The organism is Campylobacter concisus (assembly GCF_015229965.1).
Taxonomy (GTDB): Bacteria; Campylobacterota; Campylobacteria; order Campylobacterales; family Campylobacteraceae; genus Campylobacter_A; species Campylobacter_A concisus_BD.
Window position 1 is genome coordinate 15,830 of sequence record NZ_JAAKZB010000021.1, and the last position, 22,961, is coordinate 38,790.

At 36.9% G+C, this 22,961-nt stretch carries 20 protein-coding genes and 1 pseudogene; 10 read left to right on the top strand and 11 right to left on the bottom strand.

Annotation, left to right across the window (positions count from 1 at the left end; translation table 11 throughout):
* Positions 1-5: 5 nt before the first annotated feature.
* Entirely contained in the window at positions 6-3,239 is a 3,234-nt protein-coding gene (locus G6W43_RS08565; RefSeq protein WP_149711963.1) for a helicase-related protein, read from the bottom strand.
* A gap of 233 nt (positions 3,240-3,472) precedes the next feature.
* Positions 3,473-4,495 carry a hypothetical protein gene (locus G6W43_RS08570; RefSeq protein WP_149711964.1) on the bottom strand — a complete coding sequence of 341 codons (1,023 nt, stop codon included), beginning with the start codon at positions 4,493-4,495 and terminating at the stop codon, positions 3,473-3,475.
* Between the two features lie 146 nt (positions 4,496-4,641).
* On the opposite strand from G6W43_RS08570, the gene G6W43_RS08575 reads away from it, so the two are divergent.
* The 5 genes from G6W43_RS08575 (at position 4,642) to G6W43_RS08595 (ending at position 10,718) form a co-directional block, all read left to right on the top strand.
* Complete coding sequence (locus G6W43_RS08575; RefSeq protein ID WP_149711965.1) at positions 4,642-6,120, top strand: DUF2779 domain-containing protein; 1,479 nt, start codon at positions 4,642-4,644, stop codon at positions 6,118-6,120.
* Positions 6,121-6,182: 62 nt separating this feature from the next.
* Positions 6,183-7,025 (top strand): SIR2 family NAD-dependent protein deacylase, encoded by an 843-nt coding sequence (locus G6W43_RS08580; RefSeq protein WP_232527106.1) that lies wholly within the window; start codon positions 6,183-6,185, stop codon positions 7,023-7,025.
* A gap of 11 nt (positions 7,026-7,036) precedes the next feature.
* On the top strand, positions 7,037-7,363 hold the full coding sequence (locus G6W43_RS08585; protein ID WP_149711966.1) for a hypothetical protein: 327 nt from the start codon (positions 7,037-7,039) through the stop codon (positions 7,361-7,363).
* 41 nt (positions 7,364-7,404) lie between these two features.
* On the top strand, positions 7,405-8,604 hold the full coding sequence (locus tag G6W43_RS08590; protein WP_149711967.1) for a PD-(D/E)XK nuclease family protein: 1,200 nt from the start codon (positions 7,405-7,407) through the stop codon (positions 8,602-8,604).
* 119 nt (positions 8,605-8,723) lie between these two features.
* On the top strand, positions 8,724-10,718 hold the full coding sequence (locus tag G6W43_RS08595) for an AAA family ATPase (RefSeq protein ID WP_149711968.1): 1,995 nt from the start codon (positions 8,724-8,726) through the stop codon (positions 10,716-10,718).
* Positions 10,719-10,740: 22 nt separating this feature from the next.
* On the opposite strand, the gene G6W43_RS08600 is transcribed toward G6W43_RS08595, so the two are convergent.
* Positions 10,741-10,878, bottom strand: coding sequence for a hypothetical protein (locus G6W43_RS08600; protein WP_194169603.1), 138 nt, complete (start codon positions 10,876-10,878; stop codon positions 10,741-10,743).
* 340 nt (positions 10,879-11,218) lie between these two features.
* A complete protein-coding gene (locus G6W43_RS08605; protein ID WP_194169604.1) occupies positions 11,219-12,643 on the bottom strand; it encodes a hypothetical protein in 1,425 nt (474 codons plus the stop codon).
* A 128-nt stretch (positions 12,644-12,771) separates the two neighbouring features.
* Here G6W43_RS08605 and G6W43_RS08610 point away from each other — a divergent pair, with 128 nt between their 5' ends.
* Positions 12,772-13,104 carry a hypothetical protein gene (locus tag G6W43_RS08610; protein WP_194169605.1) on the top strand — a complete coding sequence of 111 codons (333 nt, stop codon included), beginning with the start codon at positions 12,772-12,774 and terminating at the stop codon, positions 13,102-13,104.
* On the opposite strand, the gene G6W43_RS08615 is transcribed toward G6W43_RS08610, so the two are convergent.
* The 4 genes and pseudogenes from G6W43_RS08615 to G6W43_RS08630 form a co-directional block, all read right to left on the bottom strand.
* The gene (locus G6W43_RS08615; protein ID WP_021093383.1) at positions 13,086-13,661 is read right to left on the bottom strand and encodes a metallophosphoesterase family protein; all 576 of its coding nucleotides are present in this window, start codon (positions 13,659-13,661) and stop codon (positions 13,086-13,088) included. The genes G6W43_RS08610 and G6W43_RS08615 overlap by 19 nt on opposite strands.
* Before the next feature lie 16 nt (positions 13,662-13,677).
* On the bottom strand, positions 13,678-14,214 hold the full coding sequence (locus G6W43_RS08620; protein WP_021093360.1) for a type II toxin-antitoxin system death-on-curing family toxin: 537 nt from the start codon (positions 14,212-14,214) through the stop codon (positions 13,678-13,680).
* Positions 14,215-14,227: 13 nt separating this feature from the next.
* Positions 14,228-15,145: a helix-turn-helix transcriptional regulator gene (locus G6W43_RS08625; RefSeq protein ID WP_149711972.1), complete on the bottom strand. Its 918-nt coding sequence runs from the start codon at positions 15,143-15,145 to the stop codon at positions 14,228-14,230.
* A gap of 53 nt (positions 15,146-15,198) precedes the next feature.
* Positions 15,199-16,025 (bottom strand): annotated as a pseudogene (locus G6W43_RS08630) (SIR2 family NAD-dependent protein deacylase).
* Positions 16,026-16,129: 104 nt separating this feature from the next.
* Between G6W43_RS08630 and G6W43_RS08635 the strand changes: the two are divergent.
* Positions 16,130-16,894: a hypothetical protein gene (locus tag G6W43_RS08635; RefSeq protein WP_194169606.1), complete on the top strand. Its 765-nt coding sequence runs from the start codon at positions 16,130-16,132 to the stop codon at positions 16,892-16,894.
* Positions 16,895-16,908: 14 nt separating this feature from the next.
* On the opposite strand, the gene G6W43_RS08640 is transcribed toward G6W43_RS08635, so the two are convergent.
* Complete coding sequence (locus G6W43_RS08640; RefSeq protein WP_194169607.1) at positions 16,909-17,706, bottom strand: agmatine deiminase family protein; 798 nt, start codon at positions 17,704-17,706, stop codon at positions 16,909-16,911.
* 134 nt (positions 17,707-17,840) lie between these two features.
* Between G6W43_RS08640 and G6W43_RS08645 the strand changes: the two genes are divergently transcribed.
* From G6W43_RS08645 to G6W43_RS08655, 3 genes are all read left to right on the top strand, one after another.
* Positions 17,841-18,428, top strand: a complete 588-nt coding sequence (locus G6W43_RS08645) for a hypothetical protein (protein ID WP_194169608.1) — start codon at positions 17,841-17,843, stop codon at positions 18,426-18,428.
* 9 nt (positions 18,429-18,437) lie between these two features.
* Complete coding sequence (locus tag G6W43_RS08650) at positions 18,438-19,334, top strand: hypothetical protein (protein WP_194169609.1); 897 nt, start codon at positions 18,438-18,440, stop codon at positions 19,332-19,334.
* Positions 19,335-19,465: 131 nt separating this feature from the next.
* On the top strand, positions 19,466-19,810 hold the full coding sequence (locus tag G6W43_RS08655) for a hypothetical protein (protein WP_021089894.1): 345 nt from the start codon (positions 19,466-19,468) through the stop codon (positions 19,808-19,810).
* 185 nt (positions 19,811-19,995) lie between these two features.
* Here G6W43_RS08655 and G6W43_RS08660 read toward each other — a convergent pair whose 3' ends face one another.
* Together G6W43_RS08660 and G6W43_RS08665 are read right to left on the bottom strand one after the other, a co-directional pair.
* A complete protein-coding gene (locus tag G6W43_RS08660; protein WP_194169610.1) occupies positions 19,996-21,321 on the bottom strand; it encodes an McrC family protein in 1,326 nt (441 codons plus the stop codon).
* Positions 21,302-22,961 (bottom strand): McrB family protein (locus G6W43_RS08665; RefSeq protein ID WP_194169611.1); only part of this gene is annotated, 1,660 nt, incomplete at its 5' end. The genes G6W43_RS08660 and G6W43_RS08665, both read right to left, overlap by 20 nt.

Below are 22,961 nucleotides of genomic sequence, written 5' to 3' on the forward strand. Positions count from 1 at the left end.
CTCCGTCATTTTATAACTAAAAAGCAGATCAGCTCAAAATCATCTAACCCTGATATAGCAGACATCAAAGCAGAAGTGCCACCGGCTGAGAACAAACTATCTATATCGCTTTCTTCTTTTTTATTGATAATGGAGCTAATTGCTTCGCTTAATAGCTTTGACATTTTACTCATATCTTTTCCGTCGTTGGTTTCGTGGTTAAATTTCTGACATAAAGGCGAGATAGGCTCTTTTTTTCCTCTGCAAAGAAGCCTTAAGTTATCTAATATGCTTTTTGGCTCAAGATAATCGCAGATAACATTGCCACTTGTTCCTATATATACCATATAAAAAGGATGGATTCTATTTCTGTTGTCGATATTGACGCTATTATTTACATTCTTAAGTATAAAAATAACGCCTCCCGGTAGCTCATTTGTCGCTGGAACAACGGCGTGTAGTCCTTTTGGCTTATTGTCCATATCGCCGTTATTTTTTACGTATTCTAGTAGATCAAGCCTAAATTCATTAAGGCCTAAGTCCATGATCGAAATACCTGTGGCCATATCCTCGATATCCACCACCTCTTCTTGAAGCTTTTTTAGCTGTTGCTTGCGGTATTCAAGATCGCCGTTTTCTTCTGGATTTATCAAATCATCATCGCCTGTAGAGGTCATGATGGAAATTTTCATTCTAGTCTCAACGCGTGCTTTTAAATTTATATATTCATCCAAATCCATATCCGGCCAGAAATTTACCAGCTGAATAACTTCGTTTTTACTTCCTATGCGGTCTATGCGACCAAATCTTTGAATAATACGGACCGGATTCCAATGAATATCATAATTGACAAGATAGTCGCAATCTTGCAAATTTTGGCCCTCAGATATACAATCTGTGGCAATTAGTATATCTATTTGCGTTTTATCATCAGGCATTAGAAGGTCTTTGCCTTTAGATAAAGGCGAAAAGCATGTCAATACGTTATTTAACGTGGCCTTAAATCCCTTAATGGTCGTTTTGCCGTCGATAGATCCGGTAATAACTGCTGTATCAAGACCGTATTTTTCTTTGATAAAGATACCGACATTATCGTACAAATACTCCGCCGTATCGGAAAATGCTGAAAAGATTAGGATCTTTTTGTTTTCATGATTGATTGGATTTTCAATTTTTGCAGACATAAGCCTAAATAGCTCTTGTAGCTTGCTATCATGCTCAGGGGTAATATCGCTTATCATATCATCAAGAAACCCTAGTATCTCCGCATCTTTAGTAAGTTCAGTCTTCCATGTCTTATAGTCCATATCAGCAAGATTGATTTTGACCTTTTTACCCACAGTGAAAAACTCGGTATTTCCATCGTCCATATCAAATTCGTCATCTGAAGTCTCAAATATATCTATATCGGTAGCGCCATTTACTTCAAATGCATCTATAGCATTAACCGTAGTATCTATATAAGATTTTATTCTTTGCAAGGTTAGTCTGAAAGAATTTATGGAGCTTTCTAGGCGTTTTAGTAGATTAATGCTCATGAGCTTTCTAATGCCTTTTTCGCGGCCTACTTGGGTTAGCTCATCGCCTTTATTGTGCGTTAAGTCGATATATTTTTGTACTCTACTTGGAAAAATATAATTTGAAGGCGTGTATATACATAGCGATAGCATCATCAGGCGCTCATAAATTTGGTTATAGTTTATGGCCGTGCTTATATCCGTAAGCTGCGGCCTAAGCGAAATAGGCTTATTTCTCTCCGGGAATTTACCGACTTCTGCCGTATCATAATATTTTTCAATGTGCTTTCTAGAGCGAGCGATGGTTACGCTATCAAGAAGCTCAAAAAAATCAAAATCCAAATTTCGTAATAACTTATCCGTAGTCCTTTGTTCAGGCTTTAGCTTGCTCCAAGCGCCAAATGCCCTTTGAGCTTGTGTAAAAATTTCCTCTATCGTTTTATCGGTATCTAGTTTTTTGTTTATGTATTCAGAATCGCCCTCGTAGGCGATGGCTAGCTGATTTTTTAAATCGATAAAGCGATTATTTACAGGAGTTGCAGATAGCATTAAAACCTTTGTCTTAACACCGGCTTTTATGATCTTATCCATTAATTTAACATATCTATTCTCTCTAGTACTAGCGTAGGTACCAGTGCCGTTGCGGAAGTTGTGGGATTCGTCAATCACTACTAAATCATAATTCCCCCAGTTTAAGCGATCTAGATCTAGGCCGTTAGAAAAGCCTTGCGATCTTGATAGGTCGGTGTGAAATAAAACATCGTAATTTAACCTATCTGCGGCAATTGGGTTGTTTATATAGTTATCTTTATATGTGTTCCAGTTTTCTGCTAATTTCTTAGGACATAGTACAAGAACGCTTTTGTTTCTGTTTTCATAGTATTTAACGACAGCCAACGCAGTAAAGGTTTTGCCAAGACCTACGCTATCGGCAAGGATACATCCGTTATACCGCTCTAGCTTAGAGATAATAGCAAGGACCGCATCTTTTTGAAAATCATATAACATGCTCCAAATTTTACTTTGTTTAAAGCCTGTAGCCTCATTTGGAAGCTCATCTTCAGAAATATCATTAAGAAACTCACTAAAAATATGATACAAGGTCATAAAGTAGATAAATTCTGGAGGATTTTCATTGTATGCGGCAGTAATATTTTCAATCACAACATCAGTAACATCTTGTAGCTTTTCCTTATCGTTCCATAGTGTTTCAAAAAGCTTAATATATGGGGTTGTGGAAGTAACCTCATCAAATTTGTTTACCATGTTATATCTATTATTTCCACGTTCGCACCCAATGTCTATCGTTGTAAATCCATTTAAAGGCAAATATACTACTTGCTTTTCTTTGTTTGTTATGGTGACAAACCCTATCATACCTTCGTCTGTCGTGTTAGACCTAAATTTAGCTTTTTTCCTAATCCACTCAGCGCACTCTTTAGCAATTGATTTTTGTGTCATTTCATTGCGTAGTTTTAACTCAAATTCCGTACCGTAAAGGCTATTTTCTCGGTTTAATCTTGGAATATAAAATTCACGCTTTTGTTTTTCTGCTTTTTCAGTTATAAATGTAGGTGAAGTAAAAATAAAACGACATTCATCCACCGAATCTAACTGCTTTTTTAATTCTTGATAAGCATATATAGAAAAACAAGACGCCACGATAGATATCTTGCTACCATTTTCAATGGCGACTTTTAAATCGTCTCTAACAATATTAACAACATTGTCAAAAATTTGCATAGCCTTACTCCAAAATTATATATTTGAGTGTAAATATAGCATGGTCGTTATTTTAACATTATTTGTTTGTAGAGTAAAAAATATTCAAAGATATCAATGAATTTATTAAAAATAAAGCCAATTATTAATTCTATATTTTATTAAAGTACTTGGCTAAATTTAAACTTTAAAAACTAGTACTAACCTCCAACCACCATTTCTTTACAAATCTCACCTTTTATAAGCCCTCCACCCTAACAATAATCGAGCGGATCAAGATCACTATACTCTTTTTCGTAGTCTATATCTTCAGCCCAGTAGTCAAAGCACTGAAGCTCTTTTAACGCTAGCCTTAGCTCCTTTCGCTCAAGATGCTCATATCTAAAGCTTATCGCGCGTTTTAAGATCTCTCTTATAAATTTTCCATCACTGCTAAATTTTTGTGCCGCGCTTTTTAAAGTTGTTATGACATTTTTTATAAATACCCCTTTATAATAAGCCACACTTAGAGCCTGAAGTAGCATTATCTTTGCCTTGTCGATAACTCCATTTTCATAAAAAATTTCTGCTATTTTTATGCATATTAGCGTATCTGTTTCAAAGTAAATTTCGTTATCCCAAAGTCCAAATTCGTCTGATATCTTATCTAAGCATATATTTTCTTCTACACTACAGTCATTGTAGGTGTTAAATTCAGCATCAGGTCTTAAAAACCACTCAAATTTTATCTTTGCATTTTTACAGATGACGTAAGTTTGCCAGCTTCTCATAGAAGCTCTTATAGCGTAGCTATGTAGCTTGTGCTCGAGTTTTACGAAGTAGCATTTGCTTTTTAGTGGGATTATCTTCACTGCTTCGCTTTTTGAAATTTGATCCGCGATCTCTTTGTAGTATGAGAGCGGTTTTATCTCGCTTTTGATATATCTTTCTGCCTCATTCGCCACAACGAAAAATTCTTCTTTTGTTGTGGTAGCTTTTATTAGTTTTTTGAAAGCTTCGCGAGCCCATTTGTGAAAGCCTATATGTGAAAAAAGATCATCCTCTAGTTCATATACTTGCCCAAATAACTCAGCGCTTTTATTCTTTTGCATGAGCTTAAATACAGCAGCAGCACCAGCTATGCCGTCTTCAGGCCTACCACACATCGTGCGGTATATCCATCTTGTGCATACAAAGCATTGATTTGGTGCATCATTTAGCAAGTGACCTAACATATCCTTTGCTTGCTTCTCTTTGCCAGCTTCAAATAGCTCTTTTATCTGTTTGATCTTCTTCATCACCACTCCTTTTTTGGATGAATTTTAAAGTAAAAAATGGACAAAATTTATTCCTATTATGCTGCTATGATCTCACAAAAAGGACATTAAAATAAAGACCTTTTTGACGATATATAAAAATAAAACAAATTTTCAAGGCATAAACAATGGCACTATCTAAATCCCTCTACATCCGTGGTCTTCAATGTGAAAAGAGCTTGTGGCTTAAAAAGAAAAAGCCTGAGGTTTTGCAAGCACCAGATGACGGCGTGCAAGCGGTATTTGATACCGGTACATCGGTAGGCGAGCTAGCCTGTGAGCTTTTTAGAGGTGGCGAGAGGATAGAGTATACTGGCAACTTTAGTTCGCAAATGGCAAAAACAAAAGAGCTTATGGGGCGTGGCACAAAGATCATCTACGAGGCCACTTTTTGCTTTGATGGCATCCTTGTTATGGTTGATATCCTTCGCGTCGGTAAGGATGGCTTTATTATCAACGAAGTAAAGAGCTCAACCTCGGTAAAAGAGGTCTATATCGATGATGCAAGCATCCAGTACTACGTCATTAGCTCGCTTGGCTACAAGGTAAGTGCCGTAAATATCATCCACATAGATAGTAACTATGTAAGAGGCGAGAAACTCGAGCTTGATAAGTTTTTTCACACCGAAGACGTGACTGAGCAAGTAAAGCAAAAACAAACAGATATCCCTCAAATTTTAAGTAAATTTGATGAAATTCTTAGCAAAGACGTTGAGCCAGATATTGATATCGGCCCTCACTGCTCAGACCCTTATAATTGCGACGCTTGGGAGTACTGCTGGCGCAAGCAGCGAGGCATACCAGAGTATAGCGTCTTTAACATATCTAGGTTAAGAAGCGATAAGAAATTTGAGCTTTATAAAAGTGGTGTGGTTAAATTTGAAGATATCAAAGAGCTAGATAAATTTAATGCCTCTCAGCAGATCCAAATCCGCTCCGAGCTCTCTGGGGAGCAGATTATTGACAAAGAGGCTATCAAAGAATTTCTAGATACACTTAGCTATCCGCTCTACCATCTTGACTTTGAGACATTTCAGCAAGCCGTGCCCGAGTTTATAGGGCTTAGTCCGTATGAGCAGATACCTTTTCAGTTTTCTATCCATAAAGATGATGGCAAAAGAAATTTAGAGCATTTTGAGTTCTTGGCTGAGGTCGGAGCCGATCCTAGATATGAGCTAGCGCTAAATTTGATCAAATTTATCCCACAAGATGCCTGCGTGCTAGCCTATAACATGAGCTTTGAAAAAAGAGTGATAAGGCAGCTAGCTCTAAACTACCCTCAAATTTCAAATGAGCTTATGGCGATCCACGACAATATAAAGGACCTAATGGCACCATTTGCGAGCAAGAGCTACTACCACCCAAAAATGCAGGGCAGCTACTCTATAAAATACGTCCTGCCAGCGCTCGTACCCGAGTTTGAGTCGGCATATAAGGATCTAAATTTGATCCACCATGGTGGCGAAGCAATGCAGGTCTATGAGGCTATGGCGTATATGCCAGCTGATGAGTGCGAGGCCTACAAAAAGGCACTTTTGGCATACTGCAAACTAGACACGTTAGCGATGGTTAAGGTTTTAGAAAAACTGCGTGAAGTAGCAAAATAGACAAAAAAGTGTCTGCTTTGCCGGCTATAATGCCAAAAGCATTTAAAGCCATAGGAGGCAACATGGACACAGATAAATTTAAGTCATTGCAAGAAGCAATACTTCAAGCAAAAGAGATCATTAAAAACGCAGACGCCATAGTCATCACAGCAGGTGCTGGCATGGGTGTGGATAGTGGATTGCCTGATTTTCGTGGAGATCAGGGCTTTTGGAAGGCATATCCGCCGCTAAAAGATAAGGATCTAGGCTTTACCGATATAGCAAATCCGCAGTGGTTTTTTGATGATCCAAAACTGGCTTGGGCATTTTACGGCCACAGACTAAAGCTTTATAACAAAACTGAGCCTCATGCTGGTTTTACTATGCTTAGAGAACTTTGCGCGCAGAAAAATGAAAACTACTTCATCTGCACCTCAAACGTTGATGGACACTTTGCCAAGGCTGGATTTAACAAGGATAAAATTTACGAAGTTCATGGCTCCATTCATTACGCTCAGTGTATCCACGACGACGATGGGTCGATATGGAAGATGGATGAGAGTAGCGCCCTAGTAGATGAGGAGAAATTTATCGCCACAAAGATGCCAGTTTGCCCTGAGTGTGGATGCGTGAGCCGCCCAAATATCATGATGTTTTACGATCACGAGTTTAATCCAAAAAGAACCTGGGCGCAGCGCAAAAGATATGAAGCGTGGCTAAGTGAAAATGAAAACTCAAAAATAGCCATAATAGAAATAGGCGCAGGCCTAGCGGTGCCAACCATCAGAAAGCACGGCGAGGCGCTGGTAAAACGCTTTAAAAATGCGACGCTTATTCGCATAAATCCAACAGATAGTAGCTTAAACCCACAGCTTGGCGTCAGTATAAAGCTTGGTGGTCTAGAAGCGCTAAATCAAATTTTATAGCAGGAGAGAAAATGGAGCACACCAGCATCTTTGAAACTTGGTATAAAAATGATAGTGGCGAGTCGAAGCACATGGCTATATTTAGGGCAAAGCAGGACATATACGCGCTTAGTCAAAGCATATCTGATAAGCTCTTGGCGCTACTTGAAAATGCAAAGGGCACAGAGATAAATTTTAAAATTTCTAAAGATATGCCACTTGATGCTGTGATCAAGCTTTGCTTGGAGCAAATAAGAGATACGCTTTGTGATGAGTGTAAATTTAATGCGATCATCTCTGATGATCTAGACTATGTCGATGAGCGGATCATTGATATAAAAGCTACTATAAAATACTAAAAAATAGACGATGTAGATATCAAATTCTAAAAGGAGAGAGGATGGAGATAAAGTCAAAGAAAGAGCACTTTGAAAAGCTTTTTGCAGATATGAGCAAAGGCTATATGACGGCAAAGGCCGAGGCAGACAGGCAAAGAGCCATGGGCAAGCACGACTATAATATCTTTACTTTGTTTCATGGTTTTAGCGATGAAGTAAATTTGCACTCAAATTTCATAGCTTCGCTACTTGATCCAAACGGTGATCACTACAAGGGCGATCTATTTCTAAAGCTATTTTTAGAGACGTGCGGCATAGATGACTTTAGTATAGATACGAGCAGGGCGACCGTTTTTAAAGAGTTTAAGCATATAGATATCTACATAAGCGACGGCAAGAAGCATATCATCTTAGAAAATAAAGTATATGCAAAAGACCAACCTACGCAGATAGCAAGATATATTGAGACTATTATTCAAAATAAAGATGCTGAAGATGAGGATATATATGTTTTATATCTGCACCCAGATGGTGATCTGCCAAAAGAATATAGCCTAGGTGATTATAAGACAAATCAAGACGAAACAAAGCTAGTAAAAAAAGGTTCTACTATAAATTTTAAAGTCATTAGCTACGAAGATGAAATTTCAAACTGGATAGATAAGTGCAAAAATGAGGTGTCAAATATAACTGACCTAAATGTATTTTTATCACAATACAAGGATGTGATAGAGATGATTTACAATAGATACAAAAGGATAGATAAGATGGAAAAAGCAAATTTAGTAGAAGTTTTTAAAGAGAATTATGCTGCAGTATTGGATATAGTAAATAACCATCAAGAAGTTAGAAAAGAGATAATAAATGAATTTTTTAAAAATTTATCCAAAGAATTAGAAAAAATCTATCCAGAAGAAAATTCTTACAAAGTTGGCGGAGAAGAAGTAGCTTCAAATAAATATTGCCAACCTATTAAAATAGAAAGTGAAAACTGGAAGTTGTTTAACTTTGCAATAGAATTTACTGGTGCAAATCTAACAAAACCGATCATGGGTTTTGTCAAGAAAGATAAAACAATAGACCTATCAAAAATAGATAATACAAAGAACTCAGATGATTTTTGGATTGAAAGTAAGGAAATTAGTGGTGGTGATATTTGTAAAAGTATCGTAGCAGGAGGTTTTGAAAACATTTTATTAAAAAATATTAAAGATTTTATATCGGAGTATGATGAAAAAATTTCTAGCCTAAAACAAAACTAACCCCTAATTTTAGTGGCTCTTGCCACTAAAATCTCAAATTTAAGACCAAAATTTTACAAAATAAGACATACAAAAGTCCAAAAAGCTAAGTATCATCTCAAAATAAAAAAGGAAATGAGATGAGAAATTTTGACAGACTTGTTACATTTTATCTGTTGCGTGCAGTGCTTTATTACGGGCTGTTTGACAAAGTAAATGGACATACAGCTGATAGGGCTATAGAGGGTCTTGGCTATGGCGAGGAGCAGATAAAAGCGATAGGCGGCATGTCAAATTTCTTAAAAGAGCTAAAGAAAAGGCATGATGATATCTTAAAAAATTTGCCAAAATTTCCTGCTTTGCTAGATAAAAATTTACAAATGCTTAGCGAAAAGTTAAATTTGGATGAGACGCAAAAGCAAATTTTAGGCTTTTTGATCGTCGTATCAAACTCAAATACGCTTGAAAACACTATCGGCAAGATAGCAGATATAAACAATAGAGATTTTAATAAAATGATCGCCACTATCTTAAATTTACCGCAACGCGCTGTAAATAACGCACTAAAATATGATGCGAAATTGCTAAGCTCAGGGCTACTCGTAATGGAGAGATATAAAATTAATTTTCTTGCTAAATATAGCTTTTTAAATGATGACTTTGCTTTTGAGATGTTTGATACCAAAAACTATATAAGCAAAATTTTCTCAAAAAGCGTAGTGCCTTGTGGCAAGGGCGATCTAAAGAGCTGTGACTTTGAGCACATAAAGGACGAGCTATCTCTTACGCTTGAGTATCTTAAAAATGCCATTAGCACAAAAAGGCATGGGATAAATATCTTGCTTTACGGACCTGCTGGCACTGGCAAAACAGAATTTGCAAAGCTAGTGGCAAAAGAGATCGGACTTGAGCTTTTTGAAGTGGCTTATAATAAATTTGAAAACGACAAAAGGGCTACAAAGAGATATCTCGCCTACACGGCGGTGCAAAATATCTTTTCTAATAATATTTTATTGATGTATGACGAGGCTGAGGATATATTTAGCCTAGATAATGGCATCATGATAAACAAGGCTGCGATAAATCGAGCCCTTGAAAACAATAAAATAGCGACTATATGGATAACAAATAAGGTGCAAGATATGGACGAGGCTGTCTTAAGACGCTTTGATATAGCCATAAATTTACCTATCCCAGATGAAAAAACACGCAAAAGGATAATAGAAAAATACTCAAACGGCCTTAGCACAAATGAGAGCATAAAAAGGCTTTTGGGCTACACTTCTCTCTCGCCAGCTGTCATACAAAAGGCAGCCAAAGTGGCGTTAAGTTTAGATAAATTTGACAAGCAAAAGGCGTTTGAAATGGTGATAGACAACACTCTAAAGTCGCAAGGACATGACAAAGAGAAAATCGCCGATCAAGGTCTATCTTTGCCACAAAGCTACAATGTGGAGTTTATAAACGCAAACACCGATCTTAACAAACTTGCTTGTGGCATAAAAGAGAGCTGTAACGCTAGGATATGTATATACGGCGCAGCTGGCACTGGCAAAAGTGCCTACGCTAAATACATAGCAAAGTCGCTAAACAAGCCACTTGTTCTAAAAAAATCGAGCGATCTAATAAACCAATATATCGGTGAAACAGAGAAAAATATAGCTCAGGCTTTTAAAGAAGCTAGAGAAAAAGGCGCTGTGCTTGTTTTTGATGAGGTCGATACCTTTTTGCAAGATAGAAATAACGCGGTTAGAAACTGGGAGATAAGTCAGGTAAATGAGATGCTAGTGCAGATGGAGAACTTTGAGGGCATATTTATCGCTACGACAAATTTGCTTGACAGGCTTGATAGCGCGAGTATGAGGCGTTTTGATATGAAGATAGAATTTAGCTATCTAAAAAGCGAGCAAGCACTTAGTCTTTTTAAAAAAGAGTGTGAAATTTTAGGGATAAAGGCTAGCAGTAGCGATCTAAAACTTGTTGGCTCATGCGCCTTTTTAACGCCTGGAGACTTTGCAGCTGTGCTAAGAGCAAATAAATTTAGTCCGGTAGCAGATGCGAGCGAATTTGCAAATCGCCTAAACGACGAGATCAGATATAAAAAGATAGAAAACGAAAGAAGAGTTGGGTTTTAAGCTTAAGCCTAGAGATCTAGGCTTAAATTTGCTCATAGTCTAATCTCATCAAAAACTCATCCTTTGCCTTTTCAAAGCCCACATTTAGCCCGTAAAATCTCGCTCCTTCTACATCACCCTTTGATAAATTTATCTTTGCAAACTCAAAGTTGCTTATCACTAGCATGTCTGCATTTTGAAATTTTCATCACTTTTTATGAGCTCATGGCGTGCCTTAAGGCTGGCTGCACATCCGTGCCGCCATTAAAACTTTTTTATAAAATTTAGAAAAGTTTTTACAATTTTAGTTAGATCAAGCGAGTTGATATTTGTGCTAAAATTTATGAGATAACAACACGGTTTTGACTTACTTTTGTATATCTACCTTTTCAAAACAAAATAGTCTATTTTCGCTAAATTTTAGATCAAACAAAATGCCAAAATTTCATCATTCATAAGCGCAAGTTTGCTAGGCAGGACATTTTCTAAGTCTCTGCCAAGCATTACGCCATCAAATTCGGCTATTTTTCACTTCTCTTTTGTACGATAACGCAGAGCATATCTTCTATAAGCCTTTTGTAAAAAGGCACCATCTCCTTATGACGTGTATCTTGAAAGGGATCTGAGCTAATGCAAACACAAAGAGGCGTTTTGTTATCTCTTGCCAAAGCAGTCACGACCGCATCACGCTCGATTAGTAAATTTACATCTACTGCAAAATATCCAAACCTCATAGACACATCCGAACTATAGATGATGAGATCTGGCTTTATATTGCTTATAACTTTGCTGAGCCCATCTTTTATATTTTGTAGATATTGCTCTTTTGTGGTATTTGGCAAGATGGAGTCACAATAGACGTTATCTAGATTAGGAAATATATCTCTAAAAAATCTATCACATCCTGAGTAGATCTCATAGACCCAAAGGCTTTTATCATCTTTCGCTAGTTCAAAGACGCCTTCGCTTTTTTTATTGCCAAAATTTACATATAAAATTTTAAGATCTGGCCTATCTTTATGAAGCTTTATAACGCTTAGCGCTATGTCGTTATATGGGGCTCTTACTGCACCAGAGTTTTTAGTGGAGTATTCAAAGCCACCACGAGCGTTTATGGCAAAGCCTAGCTCAAGCGCTAGTTTGCACGCGTGTAAAGTCCCTTCACACATCGCTTTATATGCGTCTAAAATACCCCTTGCGATCATGTTTAGCGGTACATATTTTGATATCATAAGCCCAGTTGTTTGCTGAGCAAATTCATAGTCTTTATATAGCTTTGATAAATACTCCTTGCTGTGAAAACTATCTAGATCTATAAAGCTTTGAGTTGGCGTTTGTCTAAAACGGGTGATAAAATTTTTATAACTTTTTGGCAAAATTTTATATTCAAAATCAAACCAAGAGGTCAAAAAACTGTTACGAATATACATATTGTCAAAGTCTTTAAAGGTGCCTGCCTCTCTAACGCCCTTTGGCAGATATATGTTGTAGTTATCAGAGCTTACAATAGGCATCCAAATGAGCTTCTCGTTGAGCGCAGCACTTATTTTTTCCTTTTTGTAGTATAGCTGTGGCTCAAAATGCCAACATATATCATCAATAGATAAAATTTCTTCTATAGTTATTGAGGCGCTATGCATCTTGGTGAGTATGATCGAGCAGTCAAAGCCCTGTAATTTACCATCACAGCATAGTTCTATACCGCTAAGATCATCACCGTCTTCAAAGTAAAAGTCCTGTAACTCAACAGAGAGAATTTCCTCCTCGTAGTCTTTCATATAAAAACTAACCTCACAGACAGTATCTATCATGTTTTGATCATGGTCAAAATTTGCCTTAAAAAGCTCCTTAATACTCAGATACTCTGCTGTCATCTCACGCTGTATCTCAAGAAGCTTTTGATCAAAAGCTATCAAAAGCTCTTTTTCTTGTTTGGTGCAGACCATTTTTTTACCTCCTAAAAATTTAAGAGAATATTAGCAAGAGTTAAAGACATAAAAATGTCTGCTTTTGGGATATTTTATAGACAAATTTTGTCCATATTTTTATTTATAACAAAAATATAGGAGCAAAAATGAGCGAACAAGAACTTTGGCAAGAGTATGATGAGTTTTCTTTTTTGGCGCAGGCAAAAACAAGCTATGATTACGTAAATAATGCTAATTTCACTAAATACAGCTGCACAGAAATGTCAAAAGATTTCTACAGGCAAGCTGTTAAGGCATTAAATAATGCGTATGATGTCGTTACTGAGGCTAAATTTATACTGCAAAATCTAAAAAACGACTTTGGCTGTGAGAGCGAATTTATAAAAGAGATATGCTTGCAAATTTTAGATATAGAAATGACGCCCTATGAGCATCAAGAGGTAGCCAAAATGATAGAGAGCTATAGCTCTATCACTTGATAAAATGGCTCTTTCGCACCGCTACTTGCAGAGTTATAAATTTTAACTCCGTTTAAAACGTCCGTGTGAGATTTTGGCTCGTGGATATGCCCACAAAGGATGATTTTTGCATTTAAAAGGTTGTTTTTTATAAGCCTTGCAAGCTCTATATCTCCATGATCTTTGCCCTTTTTGCTGATGCTCGTACTTGTCTTTACTGGGGGAACGTGGGTCAGTAAGATATCACACTCTGCAAATTCAAGCAGATCATCGCACAAGTATGGCACGCAACCAAATTTAACGCCATTTATAGTTTTTATAGCACCATCAGAGTATATGCCATTTATGGAATTTAGCCAAGAGGACGGCATATCATGGTTGCCAGAACATATAAATACAGGCTTTTTAAAGCTTTTTAGCCACAAGGAGGTTTGCTCTTTTTCTTGCGCGCTCTCTTTGTATAGAAAATCGCCACTAAAACAAAAGATGTCAAATTTGTCTTGAAGGGCTAAAATATAGTCAAAATAGCCAGTGCCAAAGTGCAGATCGCTAGCGTGAAAAAGTTTTAAGCCGCTCATTTGTATCTATCAGCCTTTAATCCCCGAGCAAATTTGTGATCAAATTTACCACCATATCTTTTTGCTTTGGCTCACTTTGCGCTACAAATAATGCAAGTGCAACAAGGGCATTGTCGCTCATCCTGTGCTCGCCGTTACTTTTAAAAAGCAGTTTGCATTTTGACAAAAACAATATGAACATAAATGATCCGATGCGTTTGTTGCCGTCGCTAAAAGGATGGTCTTTGATGATGTAGTAGATCAAATTTGCCGCTTTTTCTTGTGGGCTTGCTAAAAGATCACGTCCGCCAAATGTCTGATAGATATTTTTTATTATCCCCTTAAATTCATCTGCCTTTTGAACGCCAAAGATATCTGACGCCTCGCCCTTTTTCATAAGCTCTCTTTTTAGCTCACCCACTGCCATTAGCGCTTCACTATATCCAAGGATGAAATTTTCGCCTACATCGCTTTTGCAAAGACCAAGCGAGCCATCATCAAATTTTTGTAGTAGCGACCAGCTCTTTTTATAGTATCTAATAAGCTCTAGCGCTTCTTTATCATTGCTGCTCATAGCGCCTCTTTGATCAGAAATTTATCTCTTTTAAGTACTCGCTGACATCTTTTTTGACCTCGTCAGCCAGCTCCTTTGGCTCAAGCACCTTGATAAATGGCAGGTAGTAGTATATGAGCGGTTTTATCTCCATTATATGCGTAAATTCTATCTCTATCTCGACTGAGCCGTCGTTATCTTGACCAGTTATGCGTTGCTTTGCGTGTGGTTTTCGCTCAAAGTATTTCGCCACTTCTGGTGCTAGTAGTAGTCTTGCTATTTTTGGGGCTTCTAAATTTGCCCATGCTGAGTTCATCGCCTTTACACGCTCATCTAGCTCGCTACTTAACTCAAATTTATCCCCACTACGCTTTATATCTTTTATGCTTTTTAGGTGAAATTTCTTAAATTTATTACCCTTTTTGCTATCAAGCAAGAGCAGATACCAAAACCCCTCAAAAAGTGCTAGCTTTAGCGGTTTTACGCGAAACTCAAAGCCGTTATACGTGCATGTTATCTCCGCTTTTTCTCTTATAGCATCCTCAAGCGTTTGAAAATTTACAAGGTCATCCTCGCTTAGCTTTTCGTTGTTGATATTTGTTAGTATCGGGTGGTTTAGCTGCTGAGAAATTTGCTCTAGAAGCACGTGAGCCTTGCTGTAAAAATTTGAGCCCATGTTTTTTGCCACGTTATCAAGGATATTTAACACCACTCTATCATCGCCGTCTAGCCCGTCGCTCGCATCCTCGTCGTTTAGGCTCCAGTAGTGCCCCTTTTTGACAGCACCATACTCTCTTAGCGTGTCGTAAAGGTCGCGCTGGATGGTCTTTGAGGTCACTCCAAGCATGGCTGTTAGCTCTTTTATCGTGTGCGGTCTCTCTCTTAGCTTTAGGGCTATCGTATTTATACGTTCAAATTTGCTGTTTTCTTGTTTGGTTATGATGGGTTTCATTTGGCCTCCTAGTTTGGGGATTATATCCAAATTAGGACTAGAGGATGTCTTTTCTAGCATAATATCTGCCTAAGACCATCTAACGCGCCACATTTTAGACTTATGCCGAAATACTGCGAGATGTAGTTATCTCGTGGGTTTATGCGGATAAGAGTTGCTTTTTTGGAGCGCTTGATAAATTTCTCACCAAAATTTCTAATTGTTGGCACCGCAAGCCCAGCGCCCAGCTCTATGAGCACAAAGCGGCTATCTTTGTTTTGCTCCAGCCACGCTTCATATCTTCTATACTGCTCGTTTATGCGCCTTGTATTTACCATCCAGTCGTAAAACATCACGATATTTGGGCGGCTCACACAGCCACACTCTGGGAAAACTGGCATATCTAAAGCTATAAATTTCTCTTCATCTACTTTTATATCGCTACAAGTTTGCCATATAGCGCCATCACGCTTGTGGATGCACTGAGAGTAGTGGATAGAGCCGTGGCACTCGTAAATTTTCTCCTCGCAAAAGCCGGCTTTTTGAAAGTGACCATCGACATTTGAAGTATAGACAAAGTAGTTTTCGTTTTTACTTTTTACAAGATCTAAAAGCAGCCTAAAGCCTTCGTGAGGCTCTGTGTTTTTGTATAAATTTAGCCTGTGACCATAAAATGCCCATGCTAGCCTTGGATCATCTAAAAACCACTGCGGATTTGCCATATCTTCAAAGCTTAAATTTTTATCCCTTAAAAGTGGATAAGTGGATACGCCCTCCAAAATCCTACATCTCCCCTAAAATCAGGCAATCCACTATCCACACCCATGCCAGCACCTGCTGTGATGATGACCGCATCGGCCTCTGCGATGATCTTTTTGATCCTATCTATCTTCTCTTGCATTTTGATCCTTTTAAAGAAATTTGGGTAATTGTAGTGAGTTGATCAGACATTTTTGTGTCCGCTCTCTTTTGGTAAAATAGTGAAAATTTTATGAAGGAGAGAAGATGACAAAAAAATATAAAACTAAGATGGAAGATAGCTTTAAAACGAAAGTTCAGCTATTTTTATTCGACAAGGCTTTTTCTTTGGATAACTTGGATGAAAAAGAATACAAGGATTACTATATTGAAAGTAATATTGAGACTATAAAAAAGGATTTTAATGATTTTAAAATCAGTAATGAAGTGGCAAATTTATACAGTAGCAGATACTACCAACTAGAGCTAAACAGCGATGAAAGCAAAATAAAGCATAAGGGCAAAGAGCTAAACATCATGGTGATCGAGCAAAGACAATATTTTGTTCAAAAATCTAAAGAATTCTCAAAAATTTTAGAAGAATTAGAAAAAGAATATGAAAAAGAGTTTCAGATAAATTTTCCTGAAGAAGAATTTAATAAGATGCTTGGCAAAACAACTTGCTCATATTGCGGCATAAGCCTAGCTCAGATCGAAGAGCTTGGCAAAAACGGCAAGCTAAATAACAAAAGAAGCGATACGCGCGGATATACGCTAGAAATAGATAGGAAGCTGCCAAATTTGGAGTATAGCAAAGATAATTGTTGCATGGCTTGTTACTGGTGTAATAACGCAAAAACCGATGAGTTTTCACCAGAAGAATTTAAGCCTATTGCTGAAGGTATTAGAAAGACTTGGAATGAAAGACTGAAGGCTATTGGGTATAGCGAAGAAGAAATAAAAGACGTGCCAGACCCAGAAATTTGGAACACTAAATTTGATACAAGCATGGAGCTAGATATAGAGAAATAATTAAGGCGGTAACTCTACCGCCCAAATTTCTCCGCCGTTATGCAGTGTAGCGCTCCACCAAGCTCTATGATCTCGCTTAAATTTATCGTCTCTACTTTGTAGCCACTATAAATTTTCTTGATCTGCTCCAACGCAACATCGTCATCATCTATGCCATATATTGGAACTATTAAAATATCCTTAATTTTAATAAAATTTAAGTAAGCGCCCCAGTCTCTCTTTTTAGTGAAAAATCCATCTTTATACCTCATAAATTTCACATCCAAACCACTCTTTTTAAGGGCTTTTATAAGCCTATCATTAAAGCTTTTGCTCTCATTTGAAAAGTCATTTATCAGCACGCTATCTTCATCTATCCACCTAACCATGGCGTCGCTGTGTCCTAGCATATCGTAAGGCTGTCTTGGTATGATAATGAGCTCATTTAGCGCACATTTTTGCTTTATAATTTCAGCTATCTCGGTTTTTGTCTTCAGTGGATTTTCTCTAAAAATTTTATCAGTCATGATGGCTTTGCCTCCAAGCCTTACGAAATTTCCACCATCTAGGACTAAATTTATATGTTCTTTTAATGGTTGGATCTTTGTTCTTAGATGGCTATATTTTTCATCTTTTAGGTAGTCTGGATCGTAGTCGTACGAGATGAGACGCCCATCATCAAGCAAAATCGGCATAAAGTCTCTCATCCAAATGTCTTTAGTCTCTAAAAACTCGTATTTAACCCCGTGTTTGTCAAATATCTGACACAAGCTTTTGGCTGTTTTGGTGTGGTGCTTTGCCAAAAGCGCGGAAAGTAGGATAGTTGGCTGCATATTTGCTCCTAAATTTGATAGTTTTTGTGAAATTTTACTAATAAATTTCTAGACATTTTTTGTCCATTCTAGTCGCTATAATTTCACAAATCGCAAAAAATGTATCGGCGATAAAAATCAAAAAAGGATAATCAATGATCTACGAGCAACTTAAAATTCTCACACAAAATAGCGACAAAAAAGCACTCTCAAAGGCGCTTGGCTACGTTAGAGAGCAAAATTTCGCAAGAGCACTTGCAAATTTAGAGGCGGCAAAGAGCCTTGATGAGTTTATCACAAAGGGGCACTTTGACTGGGCACATAGCTCAGAAACGCTCATCCTAGCCCTTAGCAAGCACTTTGCTCTTAACATAGACGCAGAGCTTGGCGAGGTGCAAAAACTCTACAACGAGCGAGTAAAATTTAGAGGCTCATATATCTATATAGATACGGATTTTAAGCGCAAGAGTGAGCCTATATTTGCCCTTGCTATGGCGCAACACCTAAGGTATATCAGCCTAACGCCGTTTTTAGATGAGCTTTGTTTTAAAGCATTAGATGAGCAGCTAAAAGTTATCTCAAATGTCACTAAAAACTACTATCAAAAAACGAAAACTCTGCCTATTTTTGGAGCTATAACTGGCTTTAAGCTCTATTTTCTAGGCAAAAATTACTCGCTTGATACAAACGGAAATTTTATGGATAAAGAGATCGCCGAGCAGGTGGCAGTGATTAAATTTTAAAGGACAAAAATGGGAAAATTTACAAAAGAGCAAAGGCGAAAGCTAAATAGCATAAACGAAAGGCTCTATGACCTTGAGCGCCGTGTCGTGCCACGTGCAAAGCAGATAGGCCTCTCTGCAAAAGATATAAAAGAGGCATATGATCATTTTTGTGGGCTATTGCTCTCTTTTTACTCAAAAGATAAACTTCTTATGCGATATGAGGAGTTCATAAATCACATAGATGACTACTTTTATACGGAAAATCAAAACGAATTTAGAAACTGGCCCACACATGAGATGTCTGACGAGTGGCACTGCTGGTTTTACCACTGCTTATACGACCATACGGATCTTAGCTGGGATGAAATTTTAACTATCGACAGGATGGATGGTAAGCTTCGCTCATGGTACGACTATACGCCTATAGATCTTTGCCTAGAAAGGCTAGAGTGTAGCAAGAGAGAAGAGTATATCTCTGATGCCAACAAGGAGCAGTGGGAGCAGATAGAAAAGATAAATAAAGCGCTAGCTGGCTACCAAGATATCCTAATAAGAGATGCAAAAATGCTTGAAAACAGACTAAAAGCAAGGGTTGAGGGTGGGTTGATCGAAGACTATGCTATGGAATTTCGTTTGGTCTTTTATTTGCGCGAAGACGATCTAGATTTTGATGAAAATGACGACAATTTCTTAGCTATCATCAATGAGCCTATCATCCCTGGCGAAATGAGCAAGAAAAAGAGCCGCTGGACGCAAAACTGCAATGAATATTTTGGTAGCTCTGTCTATTTTGATAGTAAGGCATATTTTTGCTATCTATTTGCAGCTTTTAACAATAACACACATATCAATAAGATCAAAGACATACTGCGCATAGGTTCTGTTGATATGGCGCTTTGCTGGGATGAGTACTATGAAATTTAAAGCAAGATAAAAAATATTAAATTTTTAATTCAAATTTTCAAATATAGACATTTCTTGTCCATTTTGCTTGTTATAATTTCACATGTCACAAAGATATCTTGACAAAAAACAATTAAAACAAAGGAGAAAAAATGTCAAAGAAAAAAGTTGTTAAAACCGCTCCTATAATTGAGCAGTTTGTAGATTTAGCTAGCACACAAAGAGAGCTAGCAGATGAACTAGGAGCTAAGTTTTTAGAATTTTGTAATGAATATCTAAATGAGGAATGTGTTCTTACTAGAAGTGAATTTTCATATCAAAACTTTTTACCTACAAATATAGATATTGAAGCCTACACTAAAAAACCGACTTCTGACGCAGCAGTAGTAGATGCGCACATTTGTAATGTGCATTTTATATTAAATTATGATTATACATATAAAGAGTATCATGATGACCATTTTAAAGATGAATTAATTAAGTTCTTAAATAAATAACATTTTATAGTAAAAATGAACCTCTACAATATAAGATCGTGCTAGTCTAGTGCAAAAGCTTGAGATAGGTGAAATTTTGCTGTACTAAAAGCAGGGATGAAAATCCCTGCAATAGTTATATTGGTGGCTAATTTACTATATTTTTGTATTGGCATAAGCTACAATACTGGCACAAGATAGACAATCTAGTAAATATACTCTTTTATTCTAGAGATAAGTTCATTTTCTTTGATTTTGATCTCTTCTATGCTAAATTCGCTTAAATTTGCAAGCTCTATGCCATCTACTATAAATTTGGTATTTAAATTATCAAACCAAGAGTGGCTATGGCAACCATCCCTACTAAATTTATCCATAGGATATAAAAGACCGCCAGCTATTACGTTTTTGCCTTGGTTTTGATAGTAGCTCATATAGGTATTTATCTGAAAAAAGTCATTTCTATCAACGTCGCCTAGTCCGTATTGATCCTTACCTTGCATATTCATGCGTTTATATTTGGTATCAAACACAAGCACCTTATCGCCACTACCTATAACTATATCTGGTATGATCTTTCTTGCAAAAAATTTATCTTTATAAAGCTCTATTTTTGGACTAGTTACACTCCAGTCCTTAAACTCTTTTTGTAAAAGCTTACGCATATAAATTTCAAACAGCTCAGCTACATTTACTATAAAACCTAAATTTTGCCTTCCAGTGCCTTTTATGCCGGCTTTTTCATTTTCTATGATAAGACTTGCGTATTCTAAGACTTTTTTATATGGAGCGTAGATTGGGTTATGTAGAGATTTTGAATTTAAGGCATTGTGCACGACACTGGGCGTTACGAGTCTTGATTCTCTTATCTCACATAGATAGTTTAGGGCATTTACGACTGGTTTTATCAACTCTTTAGCCTCTTTTTGTACTATTTTTAGTGCTTTATACAAAACCAAAACTATATCGCCTATATCTTGCCTCTCTCTATTTGTGCTAGATATTTTACCGCCAAATGAGATATCGGTTTTTATAAATTTAGCCACATCTACCTTGCCCATAACCTTTGCCTCGTGGTAGCTTTTGTCTTTATACCCTTTAGGCAGTCCTAGCAAAAATGCACGCTCTAGCGTTTGTATAAAGAGGTAGTAGATGATGATCTTTGACAAATTTTCCTTAGCATCTATGGATTTGCCAAGCGATACGTCGTCTATATAAATATCATTTGCAAAATTTAGCATCCGCTCTAGAAATTTATTTGAAAATCTAGAGTTTATCTCTATATCTATGCCGTTATGGCTAAAGCTTCCTATGAAATTTCCAGTTTGTACGTAAAGCCCATCATCTTGCATCCTTGTGCTAATAATAAGCTCGTCATCTTTGCCCTGAGAGTCTGGCAAAAAAGAGAGAAATTTACCGCCTTTTGCCACATAGTCGCTTAGAGTTAGGATAAATTCTTTCTCTCTATTCTTTGCTAGTTTTTTATCTTGCTCATAATTACCGAAAAAATTATCACTTATTTTTATTGCCATATGTATCAATCAGCTTTGTTTTCATGTCATTCAAACGAATTTCTATGTCTTTACCGCTATACTGAGTTCTTAAGTACTCTTTTAAAAGCGGGCTTATATGTCCTTCCCAGAGCTTGCTTATCTCGATCTTAGTTAATTTCTTTGGTTTTAGAAAGTATGAATGTCCAAGCTCATAGCTGTCATCCAGCCCCAATCCTTTCTCGCTAGTTATATACTCATTTATATCTTTGCAAAATTCTATATATGGTTCAAGTCTATCTTCGCTTATTTTATCAAAATGCTTAGCTATTACATCATAATCACATCTATACCTTTTCCAGACAAATCTTCTTCTAAGTGCCATATCAAAGCTATCTATGCTTTTATCTATGTCATTCATTGTACCGATGAAGTATAAATTTTCAGGTACTCCAAAGTAGCCTTCGCCTGTTTCTTTATCTACATAAACAGCGTGTTTTTCGTTGTCCCAAAGTGATGAATTTGCTGTTTTTACTAGCATGCCTTGCGGTTTGCCATCCTCGCCAAGCCTTAATCTTTTATCTTCTTCTAGACACAAAAGTAGTTCGCCAAAAACTCTTGAAAGCTCAGCCCTATTTATCTCATCAGCTACGAAATAATATTTCTTGGCTTTCTCTTTGTTTTTTTCTAAGTCTTTAAAAGCGTCAATGCACATCTGCTTAAATACACCGTTTTTTAACTCAAATTTCATCGCTCCATTTTCTATGCCAACTGGCTTTACGCCATCCATGAAGTCTTCGTAGCTGTAGCTTGGATGAAACTGAACTATTTTATATTCATGATTTTCCTCTATCAGTTTTCTAGCTTCTATGGTTTGTTTTGTTTGATATGTTTTGCCAGTTCCCGGAGCACCGTAAAGTATGATATTTTTAGACTCAAAGTCTATGCCGCCACTCCACATATTTCTCACACTATCATCATAAAAGATGTTTTTTTCTTTCAATTCTATCTTGCCCTTCAAATCATTTTCAAGTCTATCTTTTATCTTTTTTAATTTCTTATCAATATCATCAGCATCATCGCCAGTATCTGTTTTGCAGTATTTGCTCTCAAAGGTAGCTACAATAGCTTCCTTGTGGGCGTTGCTGATTATCGGCATATAATCTTCTGGCTTAAAAAGATGAAGCAGGGCATTATACATCGAAGCTGTTTTTTCTTTTTCATTTATCTTGATACTATTTCCAAGCTCTTTTTTTAGGATGTCTATTTCTTTCTCTGTTCCACCTATTTCTAAATACTTTTCTAAAAATCTTATTATATAGGCAAGCTCAAATGCTTTATTGATATTATAGTAAGTACCAGCTGTCGCGAATCCAACGAAATTTCCTAAAAACGAATTAGGATCTCCGTTCATCAATTCTTCTTTATTAAAATTCTTTAGAAAAAATGCAACACTACTTTTTCTATCTGCTGTCTTGGGTGGCAATCTCCAAAGCCAAATGATATTAGCCATAAGGTCTATCTCATCATCACTAGCATCTTTTAGCTGCTCTTTTATCTTTTCATCAAAATCTTTGTCGCTAGCATCACCTTTTTCTACAAAATTTCTAATTAGAAATGCCACATTATTTTTATTAAAAATTTCTTTGTCTGTAAAAATAGATTTTCTATCTTTGAAAGAT

Excerpts from the sequence above, each read along its gene's own strand:
- G6W43_RS08565 (WP_149711963.1), bottom strand. The coding sequence starts at position 3,239 with ATGCAAATTTTTGACAATGTTGTTAATATTGTTAGAGACGATTTAAAA.
- G6W43_RS08570 (WP_149711964.1), bottom strand. The coding sequence starts at position 4,495 with ATGAAGAAGATCAAACAGATAAAAGAGCTATTTGAAGCTGGCAAAGAG.
- G6W43_RS08575 (WP_149711965.1), top strand. The coding sequence starts at position 4,642 with ATGGCACTATCTAAATCCCTCTACATCCGTGGTCTTCAATGTGAAAAG.
- G6W43_RS08580 (WP_232527106.1), top strand. The coding sequence starts at position 6,183 with ATGGACACAGATAAATTTAAGTCATTGCAAGAAGCAATACTTCAAGCA.
- G6W43_RS08585 (WP_149711966.1), top strand. The coding sequence starts at position 7,037 with ATGGAGCACACCAGCATCTTTGAAACTTGGTATAAAAATGATAGTGGC.
- G6W43_RS08590 (WP_149711967.1), top strand. The coding sequence starts at position 7,405 with ATGGAGATAAAGTCAAAGAAAGAGCACTTTGAAAAGCTTTTTGCAGAT.
- G6W43_RS08595 (WP_149711968.1), top strand. The coding sequence starts at position 8,724 with ATGAGAAATTTTGACAGACTTGTTACATTTTATCTGTTGCGTGCAGTG.
- G6W43_RS08605 (WP_194169604.1), bottom strand. The coding sequence starts at position 12,643 with ATGGTCTGCACCAAACAAGAAAAAGAGCTTTTGATAGCTTTTGATCAA.
- G6W43_RS08610 (WP_194169605.1), top strand. The coding sequence starts at position 12,772 with ATGAGCGAACAAGAACTTTGGCAAGAGTATGATGAGTTTTCTTTTTTG.
- G6W43_RS08615 (WP_021093383.1), bottom strand. The coding sequence starts at position 13,661 with ATGAGCGGCTTAAAACTTTTTCACGCTAGCGATCTGCACTTTGGCACT.
- G6W43_RS08620 (WP_021093360.1), bottom strand. The coding sequence starts at position 14,214 with ATGAGCAGCAATGATAAAGAAGCGCTAGAGCTTATTAGATACTATAAA.
- G6W43_RS08625 (WP_149711972.1), bottom strand. The coding sequence starts at position 15,145 with ATGAAACCCATCATAACCAAACAAGAAAACAGCAAATTTGAACGTATA.
- G6W43_RS08635 (WP_194169606.1), top strand. The coding sequence starts at position 16,130 with ATGACAAAAAAATATAAAACTAAGATGGAAGATAGCTTTAAAACGAAA.
- G6W43_RS08640 (WP_194169607.1), bottom strand. The coding sequence starts at position 17,706 with ATGCAGCCAACTATCCTACTTTCCGCGCTTTTGGCAAAGCACCACACC.
- G6W43_RS08645 (WP_194169608.1), top strand. The coding sequence starts at position 17,841 with ATGATCTACGAGCAACTTAAAATTCTCACACAAAATAGCGACAAAAAA.
- G6W43_RS08650 (WP_194169609.1), top strand. The coding sequence starts at position 18,438 with ATGGGAAAATTTACAAAAGAGCAAAGGCGAAAGCTAAATAGCATAAAC.
- G6W43_RS08655 (WP_021089894.1), top strand. The coding sequence starts at position 19,466 with ATGTCAAAGAAAAAAGTTGTTAAAACCGCTCCTATAATTGAGCAGTTT.
- G6W43_RS08660 (WP_194169610.1), bottom strand. The coding sequence starts at position 21,321 with ATGGCAATAAAAATAAGTGATAATTTTTTCGGTAATTATGAGCAAGAT.